This window comes from uncultured Algoriphagus sp., from assembly GCF_963974365.1.
In the GTDB taxonomy this organism is placed as follows: Bacteria; Bacteroidota; Bacteroidia; order Cytophagales; family Cyclobacteriaceae; genus Algoriphagus.
Window position 1 is genome coordinate 147942 of sequence record NZ_CAXBBX010000002.1, and the last position, 12593, is coordinate 160534.

Annotated in this window: 10 protein-coding genes; 1 reads left to right on the forward strand and 9 read right to left on the reverse strand. The window is 39.4% G+C overall.

What is annotated here, in order from left to right; genetic code table 11:
• Positions 1 to 125 precede the first annotated feature (125 nt).
• The 3 genes from AACZ87_RS03170 to AACZ87_RS03180 form a co-directional block, all read right to left on the reverse strand.
• Positions 126 to 1343 carry a 6-bladed beta-propeller gene (locus tag AACZ87_RS03170; RefSeq protein WP_339864764.1) on the reverse strand — a complete coding sequence of 406 codons (1218 nt, stop codon included), beginning with the start codon at positions 1341 to 1343 and terminating at the stop codon, positions 126 to 128.
• Between the two features lie 82 nt (positions 1344 to 1425).
• On the reverse strand, positions 1426 to 1998 hold the full coding sequence (locus AACZ87_RS03175) for a hypothetical protein (RefSeq protein ID WP_339864766.1): 573 nt from the start codon (positions 1996 to 1998) through the stop codon (positions 1426 to 1428).
• 30 nt (positions 1999 to 2028) lie between these two features.
• Positions 2029 to 4506, reverse strand: coding sequence for a DUF5686 family protein (locus AACZ87_RS03180; RefSeq protein ID WP_339864768.1), 2478 nt, complete (start codon positions 4504 to 4506; stop codon positions 2029 to 2031).
• Between the two features lie 166 nt (positions 4507 to 4672).
• On the opposite strand from AACZ87_RS03180, the gene lhgO reads away from it, so the two are divergent.
• Positions 4673 to 5872 carry an L-2-hydroxyglutarate oxidase gene (gene lhgO / locus AACZ87_RS03185; protein ID WP_339864770.1) on the forward strand — a complete coding sequence of 400 codons (1200 nt, stop codon included), beginning with the start codon at positions 4673 to 4675 and terminating at the stop codon, positions 5870 to 5872.
• A 137-nt stretch (positions 5873 to 6009) separates the two neighbouring features.
• On the opposite strand, the gene AACZ87_RS03190 is transcribed toward lhgO, so the two are convergent.
• The 6 genes from AACZ87_RS03190 to AACZ87_RS03215 all read right to left on the reverse strand — a co-directional run bounded on the left by AACZ87_RS03190 (position 6010) and on the right by AACZ87_RS03215 (position 12393).
• Complete coding sequence (locus tag AACZ87_RS03190; protein ID WP_339864772.1) at positions 6010 to 7527, reverse strand: FMN-binding glutamate synthase family protein; 1518 nt, start codon at positions 7525 to 7527, stop codon at positions 6010 to 6012.
• Between the two features lie 276 nt (positions 7528 to 7803).
• Positions 7804 to 8541: an alpha/beta fold hydrolase gene (locus tag AACZ87_RS03195; RefSeq protein WP_339864774.1), complete on the reverse strand. Its 738-nt coding sequence runs from the start codon at positions 8539 to 8541 to the stop codon at positions 7804 to 7806.
• Positions 8542 to 8668: 127 nt separating this feature from the next.
• A complete protein-coding gene (locus AACZ87_RS03200) occupies positions 8669 to 9022 on the reverse strand; it encodes a hypothetical protein (protein ID WP_339864776.1) in 354 nt (117 codons plus the stop codon).
• A 5-nt stretch (positions 9023 to 9027) separates the two neighbouring features.
• Positions 9028 to 10233: an NAD(P)/FAD-dependent oxidoreductase gene (locus tag AACZ87_RS03205; protein ID WP_339864778.1), complete on the reverse strand. Its 1206-nt coding sequence runs from the start codon at positions 10231 to 10233 to the stop codon at positions 9028 to 9030.
• 37 nt (positions 10234 to 10270) lie between these two features.
• Positions 10271 to 11809, reverse strand: coding sequence for a helicase HerA-like domain-containing protein (locus AACZ87_RS03210; protein WP_339864780.1), 1539 nt, complete (start codon positions 11807 to 11809; stop codon positions 10271 to 10273).
• Positions 11810 to 11985: 176 nt separating this feature from the next.
• Positions 11986 to 12393, reverse strand: a complete 408-nt coding sequence (locus tag AACZ87_RS03215) for a DUF4332 domain-containing protein (protein ID WP_339864782.1) — start codon at positions 12391 to 12393, stop codon at positions 11986 to 11988.
• Between the last annotated feature and the right edge of the window lie 200 nt (positions 12394 to 12593).

Sequence of the window (12593 nt, forward strand, 5' to 3'; positions counted from 1 at the left end):
GGCTTGAAGACCGATGACGGGTGACAGAAGTAGCCTCAATGCTAGTGTTTAACTTACAATAAGTCGCTTTTTTGTCTTTTACTGATCCGAATAGCAGAAACACCCACTTGCTGGATAAAGACATCTTATTTCTTCACGGTATAAACGATTAACACAGGATTTTCAGAGTCTTTGGCTGCAAATGCTGCTTGCGCAAAGTTCTTTCCTTTGCCTTTCACATATTCCTCAAATCCCTCCTGACCGAGTTTTGCTTTCTTTTTCTGTAAATCTTTGAAAAGGATTTTTCCCGGTATTGTACACCCTACTTTTCCTTCCGAGAATTGATAAAAGAAAGAATTTACATGTGGACTTTCATTCAAATCATTTACAAATTCGTCGTTTATTACATGAGTCCTATTATCCTCTCTCGTATAGAAAATATTGTAAGATTCTTTTTCATGGCTCGCTTTTAAATAAAGCTGACTATCTGTGATATGCCAGATGGTACTGAGGTAAAGTTTCGCTCGATTATTTAAAAATTCCATTTGCTGAAGAGGCTCAAGATTTTCTTTGATCTTTATCATTTCTTCCTGACCCTGACCATACTCCCCAAAATCAAAAACTAGCTTAGGAATAAAATTACCGTCATTTGCTATAAAAATGGTATCCTGAAAAGGCTGCCCGAAATAAATACGGCCATTAAAAGACTTCAAATTATTTCTATCGGAATAGCTTCCGTAATAGATTTCCGGATCAAAGGGAATAACCTGCACCGTATCTTCAAATGATTCATTTACACTTTCAATAAAAAACTGCCCTGATTCAGATGCCTTATTGAAAAGATAATAACGCTTTTCACGATCAGAATAGATTGCTCCACCAAATCGCTGCGATACTTTTTGCTCCCTTAGAAATTCTCCGTTCAGATCAAACCACATCAATTTTCTAGGAAATACCCCCACAAGCATTATTTCTCCATTCCTAACAAGAGCCCCATCAAAATCAAGGTATTGCCCTGTCCCTTCCCCATAGCTTCTCAATTTATTCAGGAATTTGCCTGATCGATCAAAAATCTGAATGCATTGGCATCCAAAAATATCCATTACATAGATCCTGTCATCATGAAAAAATATCTGGGAAAGCTCCCTTCCCAATAGCCCCTCTTCGACGTCATCCTTCAGCCAGATATATTCTATCTCAGGCTCAAAGAATTCGGAGAGTTTCCCATCTCTAGCTTCGGATAGGTCCACTTTTATGATTTCTAAGCCATCACTGGCTTGATCTGAATTGCTTCTATCATCTGAGGAACATGAAATAAAAATGCCACAAAAAAAGAAGAGTAAATAAGCATATATCTGTTTCATTGTGATGATTGGTTCAATGCAACTTAAAAGATGATCTTTTAATTGTGCGATCGCAGCCATATTGGATATAGTGACTATCTAATTAAAAACTCTTTCCAAAACTTACTCCTGCCCAATAAGGAACTATAGACCAACTCTTCCCTGCTCTTACTGGAACATCAATAATAGGCGTATAACCAACCCTAAAAAAGAATCCCCCTTCAGGTTTTTGGTATCGATATCCGACTCTAAGTGGAATGAAGGCACCAAAAACCACTTTGTCACTGAATTCAAATGTTTCCGAATTAATATTTAAAGTTCTGCCTAAATATGAAGTAAACCCAAAACCCAATTCCAGATGATGGTTTGACTTGCCATATAAGGCTGATACCTCTAAAGGCACAATGGGAAGCCAAATCGTCTTGAAATCATTTAGTTGATTACGCCACATAGAAAAACCTGCACTGGCATTCAGCTTTAGTTTCCCTTTTTGATAAAAAATCTTACTGTAGCTAATCGCGTATCTTCCAGAACTTCCGCCTACTTCAAGATAAATAGAGTTTTTTGCGGTAAATGTCTCAGTTTCAGTTTGTGCTGAAGTATTGAAGGAAATCACCAAACCCAGAGCTAAAGTGAGAATAAAGGCGCGTATTAAGAAGGAGTTACCGCTTTGCATCTACACAATGTAGCAAACAAATTCCAATAACTAAAGAATAATCTGTCCGGATATTTTCACTGCAAATGGCTTTGCACCAGGGTTATCCAAGTAGGTGATTCTATGGAAAAAGTCTATTCTGAAGAATTTGAAGATGTTTTCAATCCCATACCCTAGCTCTACATAAGGCTTGGTAGGATCCAGCCTTCCAAATGTCTCCAATGGGTTACCCTCAGGATCTACAGTCGGCGCATTGGCTATATTCTTATTACTTACAGATCCGTATAGGATATTCGCATTTCCTACCGCCCGCCATTTCAGTTTTTTAAGCAATGGGATTTTATTCAGCAAAAAGCCTTCGAAATAATGCCTGTATCTCAAGCTTGCATACTGATCTGAAGCAAACTCATTGAAGTTCATCGTGTTAAAAGCAGCTGAGGTATAAAATAAGGTCTCGTTACCCAGATGATTTTTCATTACTGGATAGGGAACCTCTCCAAAGACCTTCCCAGCATCAAACTCATAACGTGACACACCGAACATACCTACATTCAGTTTTTGATAGATGTACAGGTTTACCTTATGATAGTTTATATCACCTCCAAGCCAGTCCATTCCTCTCGCGTAGCTAAAGTCGAAAATAGGCCATCTCAAAGGCCCCAAAGAAGACCTCTCATTATCATTGATCAGAATCACTTCATCACGACCATATCGCAAACCAAATCTAGCTTCTGTAGTTTCAAAATTTGATTTGTAATCTCCCGTGCCTTTTTCCAAGTAATAGAAATTATAGAGTGGGTCAAATTTCATGAATGTCAAATCAGAATACATCAGAAATCCTTTGAAAATCTCTCTCTTAAATTCGAATTGATGTCGTCTGCTGAAATACGGCCTCCTTAAGGTACCAAATCTACTTGCCGCCAAAAATACACTATTACCTTCTAAGCTAGCTATCTCTAATCCAACCTGATCGATTTCTTTCTGGGTGGAAAATGCTACCGAAGTCCAGTGTATTCTATCCAATATACGGGTAACTTTTGCCGAATATTTCAATTCTGCATCTTTGAAACCATAACCCGCATAGCCTGTAAAAGCCCATTTATTACTGAATTTAATATTGGTGCGAAAGCCCATTCCCAGTCTTACCCCTTCTATATTATTGTAGTTGAAAAAACCTGGCCATGGGCCTATATCCACTTTTCCCACAGGCAAATAACCCGTACCAAAGAACTTGAGACCCTCGGAATAAAATCGCACAATAGGTATTCTCTTCAGCGTATCCACCATTTTCAGCACAGCAAGATCCTCTTCAGTGAGAATATCTTGCCGATTATCCTTCCAAAACTCTTCTGTCCCCTCATCATATCCCGGAGACAAAACAACTTGCTGGTTGAAAAACGACTTAGGCTGAGGTTCACCGATTTTAATACTATCCGCAGACATGTAGAACTTTGCCAGCAAACCTGCTGTTTTGGGAGTCAGCTGACCTATCTTGATCTGAACCCTAGTTTTCGAGGGGATCAAAGGGCCTGCTGTAGTAGCTGTCAATTCCTGCTGGATTTTGATTCGCTCGACAAAATTTAGATTTGCTTCCTTAGGAATCGTCAAGTCAACCTGCTTCAATCCATACGTTTCCTTATTTATCCAGATAGTTCCAGAGAAAGCTAAGTCTTGTTCTCGCAAAGGATAAACCTTCAGTAAGTAACAGCTATCGCTTCCTACCAAAACAGAATCCACCAAATCAAAATCATAGAATTGTTTCCATCCATCTGCGATCGGTGAAACAAACTCCTTACCCACTATGGATAGCCAGTTTCTATAAAAATTGTATTCCTGAAAGGCTGAACCTGTGATCTGCGAAGTGGTAGATCCATCGGTTATTCCTACCCCTGTCATTTTTGATTTCTCCACTACTTCCTTTCTAAGCTCCGGATTATTTCTGAAGTAGAATTTCGAAAGTGTTTCAGAGAAGAAAACAGGCAATATTTTCTCCCCTTCATCATTGGTTAGTTGTTTGATGGAATCTAAAACAGCCGTTACTTTTTGAACAGTTTTCCGTTTGGTAAATTCCTCGGAAACGTGATCAATATCAATCTCTATTTTAGTATAATTATTTGTCTGATAAGCAGATAACTCTCTTTTATCAAAGTCCTTTTTTCGATCAACAGCCTTTCGAATTACCTCAAAAGCAGGATTTTCCCCAGCTTCAAACACAAAGGCTTCCATCTCAAAATCTGAGGGTTTCAGCTGGAAATTTACCGTCTGTTCGGCTTTTTTTTGCAGTGGCTTTACAGCAGTGATATAGCCCAAATAACTTACAGAAATGCTGTCAGTCAATGACTTCGCCTCTAAGCTATAATTTCCTTCAAAATCTGTAGAAATCCCTGTCGTGGTGCCTTTCAATAAAACAGATGCAAAGGGAATGGGATCTCCAGTAGTAGAGTCAGACACCTTTCCTTTCACCAGAAATTGGGCGAAAGTCTGTGTACTAAGCAGAAAGAAGAAAAGGAAAAAGTAATTGTGCTTCATTAACTATTTATTGCTCTTCGAACAAATCCCTGCAAAATAAATTCATTCATGGTGCAAATTGCTACCTGCCTCGTTAAAAATTATAAAGTTTTACCCAAACAGGATAGAGATACAAATGGAAAATTGAATAATCCACTAGTATATTTGACCCTGTAAACAGATCAAGATGATATACGATATAGCAATAATAGGTGGCGGAATTGTAGGGTTGGCAACTGGATTGAAAATTCAAAAAGCACGTCCAGACCTCAAAATCGCTATTTTGGAGAAAGAGGATCAATTAGCAAAGCATCAGACAGGTAATAATAGTGGCGTGATTCACTCAGGATTATATTACAAACCTGGATCTCTGAAAGCCACCAATTGCATAGGCGGATATCATGAACTCATCCAATTCTGTGAAGAAGAAAAAATCCCTTTCGAAATCACCGGGAAAGTAGTCGTGGCGACTCGTGAGGAGCAAAAGCCTTTGCTGAACAACCTTTTTGAGAGAGGAATTCAGAACGGCTTGGAGGGAACAAAATACATCACCATGGAGGAATTAAAGGAGTTCGAACCCCACTGCGCTGGAGTTGCAGCTTTGCATGTTCCTCAGACTGGGATTGTAGATTACTTTAAGGTAGCCTTAGCTTATGGTAGGAAAATAATACAGGATGGAGGAGAGATATTCCTAAATCATAAAGTGCTAGAAATTAAGCAACAAGAAGGAATCAATTACATTGAAACTTCTAAAAAAACTTTCCAAAGTAAATTGGTTATCAATTGTGCTGGACTCTACTCTGATAAGGTAGCCCAGATGAGTGAGAATGATCCCATAGATGTGAAAATCATTCCTTTTAGAGGAGAGTATTTTAAGCTGAAAAAAGATAGGGAATTTTTAGTTAAAAACTTGATCTACCCTGTGCCAGATCCCAATTTCCCTTTTTTGGGAGTACACTTCACCCGAATGATGAAAGGTGGCGTTGAAGCTGGACCAAATGCCGTTTTGGCATTTCGAAGAGAAGGATATAAAAAATCCCAGATCAATCTGAAGGAATTAACTGAATCCCTAGCCTGGCCTGGATTCCAGAAAGTAGCTGCGAAATACTGGCAAACTGGTTTTGGTGAGATGTATAGATCTTTTTCAAAAGCTGCATTCACTAAAGCTCTCCAAGAGTTAATTCCTGAAATCCAAGAATCCGACTTAAGCGAAGGCGGTGCTGGCGTTAGAGCACAGGCATGCGACCGTACTGGAGGTCTTTTGGACGACTTTTCAATCAGAGAATCCGTACATGCCATTAATGTATTGAATGCACCTTCTCCAGCTGCTACAAGTTCGCTTGCTATTGGAGGAACTGTGGCTGAGCTAGCACTGAAGAGGTTTTAAAAAGTCTATCAAAATACTACTCCCGCAACGGCGCAATTTCGGATTACTTTATGGTAAATAGAAATACTGTTTGGCATAAGTCTTCAGACGGCTATGGAATTGGTCCAAGACTCCCTTAGGGATATTTTTTAGTGCACTTATACCTGAGTATTCACAGAATCAGGCAGGTATCTATTTGCCAACTTAATCATCTCATCACCTTTCACTAGATCGCTGGCACTAAGTTGGGAGGTATGAGTATGCCCGGAAGCTCCAAGAAGTTCCTGAACAGCATGAACGGTGTTTTTATGGAAATTATAAACCCGCTCAGCTTTATCGGTAATTACTAATCCTTTTACCAAACTTGCTCTTTGAGTAGCAACTCCAGTTGGACATTCATTCGTGTTACATCGAAGTGCCTGAATGCAGCCTACGCTGAACATGAATCCTCTGGCAGAATTACACAAATCAGCCCCAAAGGCAATATTTTTCAAAATTGCAAAAGCAGAGATAGCTTTACCCGAAGCAATGATTTTGATTTTATCTCTAATCTGAAATTTCTCCAAAGTCATTCTTACAAAAATCAGTGCAGGCTCAAGAGGTAGCCCTACGCTGTCTGAAAATTCCAGAGGTGCGGCACCTGTACCCCCTTCAGCCCCATCTACAGTAATAAAATCCGGGAATACATTAGTAGCCACCATTTCTTTACAAATAGCAGTAAATTCTTCCGTTCTACCCACACAGAGTTTGAATCCTATCGGCTTCCCACCTGACAAGTCCCTAAGTTTTGTAACGAACGCTACCAATTCCTTGGCATTCCTAAATGCACTGTGGGCTGGTGGAGAGAGGATGGTTGTGCCTTTGGCTACTCCCCGTATCTCAGCTATTTCTTCCGTATTTTTCACTCCAGGCAGTACCCCTCCATGACCTGGCTTGGCCCCCTGAGAAATTTTTATCTCAATCATTTTGACCTCTGGCCAATTTGCTTTTTCAGCAAATTTCTCCTCATCAAAATCACCATGAGTATCTCTACAACCAAAGTATCCTGTACCGATTTGCCAAACTAGATCCGCACCTTGTCTATGATGCGAAGAAATCCCGCCCTCACCAGTATTGTGATAAAAGCCACCTTTTTTAGCTCCTAAGTTTAAGGCTTTGATTGCATTAGAACTCAGAGAGCCAAAACTCATCGCAGAAATATTAAAGATGGAAGCGGAATAAGGTTGCTTGCAAAGCTCATTTCCAATCATCACTCGTGCATCCTCGTCATTGGTGTGCACAGCATAAATAGAATGCCTGAGAGCCATATAATCTTCACCATTGATGTCACGCTGTGTACCAAATGGATGTGTATCATTTACGTTTTTTGCTCTGCGATAAACTAGCGATCGAAGGTTGCGACTGAAGGGTCTTCCATCCGTATTAGTTTCGATAAAGTACTGTTGAATTTCAGGGCTTATTTTTTCCAATAAATACCTGAAATGGCCTATTACAGGGAAATTTCGTAGGATAGCATGGGATTTTTGGTTGATGTCGTAAATCCCTATTAGTAATAGCACCACCAGTATTCCTAAGATAAAATATCCAAATTTGAACTGGACAAACTGAAAGTACCACATTAAAAAAAATGTAAGCATGGCCAATAGCATCAAGCTACCGAAAAACATTTTTCTCATATCAAATTCTTTTGGTGATTAGGATTACAATATAACAAAAGCCTCAGGGCTAAGCTTGTTTAAGGAGGAAATCTTGAACCCTATGTTCTGCCCAAGTGAACTCCTGTCCTCGGACTATAAACCCAGTATGCCCTCCCCTTTTTGGCATTTCTAACGTGAGTAAATCCATTTGCTCTGCAAGCTTAACTGGATAGCATTCTGGCCCTAAAAGTGGGTCATTTAAAGCATTTAATACCAGCGTAGGGATTGTAATCGACGGCATCCAATTATCTGCACTTACTGATCTGTAGAATTCTGGGCATCTTTGAAGCCATGAAGCTTAGCAGTGAAAATGGTATCAAAAGTGTCAAAATCAGAAACTTTATCAAGTAATTCCAAATCAATCAAATCAGGAAATTGGGCTGCTTTAGCCTGGATTTTGAGTTTAAGCTTTCCTAAAAATCGATTCTTGTAAAAACTGTTACTTCTTAATTTCAGCGTATTCGCACTGGAAAGCAGGTTACATGGTGTGGAATAAACTGCTGCCCTCCTTATTTCTGCAGGTAGATCGGCGCCTTTTTCACCAAGATATTTTAGCGTCTGTGCACCTCCCATACTTATGCCCGTCAAATAAATCTCTTCATAAGAATGATTCTTCAAGACATGCGAAATGGTTGTATCCAAATCATAACTAGCTCCATGATGATACAAAATAGGTCTCAAATTGATCTCTCCACCACATGAACGGTTATTCCAAACCAAGACATCTATTTTGCTGGAATTGAAGAGTTTAACCATTCCCTTCACATAATGCCGCTCTGAATCTCCTTCCAGTCCATGGGAAATAATAAGAAGCTTGGAGCTTCCAACTTTAGCCCAATCTAAATTCAAAAAATCATCGTCTGGTGTGTCAATTTTTTCTCTGATGTAGGCTACGTCAGAGACTTTTCTGAACAGGCTTGGAATTATAGTTTCCAGATGCCCATTAAATAAATAAGCCGGTGGCCCGGTATAAGTGGATGTGATAATACTCATGAGGCTTCAAAAATAGAAAGCATTTAATGAAATCAATGTCCTCCCTAAATTCTACTTGTATTACTACACTTATTGAAATCTTTTCCGATAAGAAAATAAACCACGAAATTAAAGAATTCTACTGCTCCTATTCTTGAATCAATTTATAGACTCGAGCGATTGCCACATCTAATTTCTCATTAAGCCTTTGAAAATGCAACTTAAAGTCAGCGCAATCAAAACCCTCACTTTCAATGATTTCCTTGCCAGCTTGTAGTTCGTCTATGATATGAGTTAACTCAAACATCATAAGGGTCGGCTTCAATTTATGGCGTATTTGCTGGATTTTATGGTCGTCCTTTTCCGTTGAACCTTCAGCATATTTTTCCTTAAGTTCCTCAAGTCCTTGATGAATCGCTAAGGTCAATTGTGATTTAAACTCACTATCACCATCTGCCATCTCACTAATAAGCTGGTCAAGTTCCGGGTAAATTTGTTCCATAGAAGTTATTTTAATGAGGATTTACCTGCAAGAAACCCAGTAGACCAGGCTGCTTGAAAATTAAAACCGCCTGTAATTCCATCAATATTGAGGACTTCTCCGGCAAAGTAAAGGTTAGGGTGATATTTACTTTCCAAAGTTTCTGGATTTACCTCCTCCAAGGCAATTCCTCCGGCAGTTACAAATTCTTCTTTAAAGGTAGTTTTTCCTTCGACTTTCAAAGTATAGCAAAAAAGATTCTGTACCAACTTATTGATTTGCTTTTTCGAAAGAGTGCCATATAATTGCCCATTTTCTACTGCAGATCGCTGACAGAAGTGCTCCCAAAGTCGGGATGGGATATCAAAAAGTGAATTGCTTGCTACTTTTCTGTTGGGATGGGCTGAAAGGTAGCTTTTGATATGAGCGTTATATTCCTCCTCACCCAAAGCTCCATTCCAGTTAATTAATGCTGTAGCTGAGTAATTTTTTTCCTTGAGCCACTGAGCGCCAAAGGCGGATAATTTAAGAACTGCCGGCCCACTCACTCCCCAGTGCGTCACTAAAATCGGGCCGCGATACATCATTTTTGTTCCTTCGATTTTTACTATTCCATCTCCTACTGATAAGCCCATTAATTCCCTAAGGGATTCTTTAGGAGTATTGAAAGTAAACAAGGAAGGTATTGGTTCTAAAATGCGGTGATTTAGCGTTTTTAGAAAGGAATAGCTATCCAGTTTTGGGTGACCACCAGTAGCAATTATCAATTTATCTACTTCAAAAATTCCTAAGTCTGTTGAAAGGATAAATTGCTTGTTCTTAAGGGTAATTGATTTTACACCACAGGATTTTCTGATGAAAATATTCTGATTTTGAGCTTCTTTGAGCAAAGCGTCAATGATGGATTGGGAGGAATCTGAAACAGGAAACATCCTGCCATCAGCTTCAATCTTCAATTCTACTCCTCTACTTTCAAACCAATTAATAGTGTCCTCAGATTTGAATTGGGGAAATACTCGCTTGAGAAATTTCTCACCTCTGGGATAGTTTCTGACCAACTTAGATATCTCCATCGGCCGATGAGTGACATTGCACCTTCCACCTCCGGACACTTTTACTTTAGATAAAAGCTTGGGTGATTTTTCGAAAATACTAACACTTCTCCCTGGTCCACTCGCATGGATTGCCGCAAAAAAACCTGCTGCCCCACCTCCAATTACTCCTATTTTCAAAGCTTATATTCTTTTGAAATACAATATGTTAATACGATTACCTTTTTCTAGTAAATGAACCAAGAATACCTCTAGCCAATTCTCGGAAAATAGTTCTTCCTATCTGACGAACCATGGTGTTTTTACTCAACTCTTCGATCAATGACTCTTCCTTGGCAGTTCTGGTAGTAGTTCTCGTTTTGGATGTTGGTCCAGGCAATTCTGCTTTTTTCTGGACCTCTTCCAGTTCCATCATCTTCTTTTCTAACAGCTCAAAAGCACTCTCACGATCAATATCTTGATTGTATTTATAGATCAAAGCAGAATTTGAAACCACTGCATCTATTTCGGCAGGATCTAATATATCCATTCGGGTAATAGGTGCTCTTACCAAGGTATGAGCTAGCGGAGTAGGAATTCCCTTTTCATTCAAAGCTGTAATCAAGGCCTCCCCAATTCCCATCGCTGTCAAGACTTCAGAAGTCTCATAATAAGGCGAATCAGGATAATTTTCTGCCGTTTTGGTAATTGCCTTACGGTCTTTTGCTGTGAAAGCCCTTAGAGCATGCTGCACTTTCAAACCCAATTGTCCCAAAATATTGTCGGGTACATCTGTGGGAGTTTGAGTACAGAAATATACCCCAACACCTTTGGAGCGTATCAGTTTTACAATGGCCTCAATTTTCTCCAGCAGGTCTTTGGAAGCATTAGAAAAGACTAAATGAGCTTCATCGATAAATAGACACAACTTAGGCTGATCTGCATCTCCCTGCTCAGGAAAAGTCTCATAAATCTCCGAAAGTAAGCTCAGCATGAATGTAGAGAAGAGTTTTGGCCTACTTTGAATATCAGTCAGTCGAATCACTGAAATCACTCCTCTGCCATCTTTGGTTCTCAAAAAGTCCTCTACCTCAAATGATTTTTCCCCAAAAAAACGCTCTGCACCTTGCTGCTCCAGTTCTATAATCTTACGCATAATCGTGTTCACCGAAGCGGAGGAAACCTGCCCGTATTCCTTTTGGATAGCCTCTTTGCCTTCATTGGTGATAAACTGAAGTACACGTTTTAAATCTTTCAAATCTACCAGTGGCAGATGATTCACATCACAATAGCGGAATATCAGCGAAATCACTCCCTGTTGGGTATCGTTCAATTCTAAGATCTGAGCGATCAAAACTGGCCCAAATTCAGAAACTGTAGCCTTCAACCGAACACCTTTCTCGTCAGAGATAGACATCAGTTCTATTGGCAGTGGCATCGGTTCATAGTCCACACCAATTACTTGCGATCTATTTTTGATAAAATCATTGGCAGTGCCTGGCTGCGCAAGTCCGGAAAGATCCCCTTTCAAATCCATCAAGACAGAAGGGACTCCCTTTAAAGCCAGTTGCTCAGCAATCACCTGCAAAGTTTTCGTCTTCCCAGTACCAGTAGCTCCGGCGATCAAGCCGTGCCTATTCATTGTTTTGAGAGCTATTTTTATTTGAGCTCCTGTCACAGGAACTCCGTCTAAAACTCCCGTACCCAAGATAATTGAGTCCTTCTTATATTTCTGACCTTCGGCCAAATGAGTGATAAATTCTTCTGTTTTACTCATGGTAAAGATGATTAGGAAACCAAACTACAAAAAACAATTTTGAAAAGGGTCTTACTTGTTGCGGTGAAAGGAAAATCAAGGATTCGATATCAAGTCACAAGACTTCCCAATTATCCAATAAAAAACCTCTATGTCGCAGACATAAAGGCTTTCTAAAAAAGGTATTTATACTAAAATTAGTAGGTCACTACTGGTTCAAGAGACTTAGCTTGATCTATAAAATCTGCAACTTTGGAAGCGGCAGGCACCACTCTAGTAAGGCCTTTTTCCTCCTGAGTCTTCACCAAAGCAGCATGAAGGTTTTCAGCATTTCTGTTTCTCAATTCTTTCACAGTATCTACACCGGCAGCTTTTAGAAGTTCAGCAAATTGACTTGCAATTCCATTGATTCTAAATAAATCGGCCATATTGACCCAAACCAGGACTTTACTTTCGTCCAAGCCAGACGCATCAGCGATAGCTTTTCTTCCGGCTTTGGTAGCACCTTTTTCCAACAGGCCTTCAACAGTTGAGACACCAGCAGCAGCTAGTTTCTCTTTCATAGCAGGACCGATACTTTCGATCATTGTAATTGGTTTTCCCATTTTTTTAAAATTAAGAATTATAGTTATTTGACTGAAAATTCAATAAAGCAGCTCAACTTTAACCAAGTTGGGCTTAAAACAGAATTTAATCCTAAAATAAAGACAATTTTTAACTTCCAAAATCCATTTCGCAGATTATGGACAAAATTGCCCTTTTGGAAACATTAACTTTACGATAAAGAAACTTCTACCTTTATTGC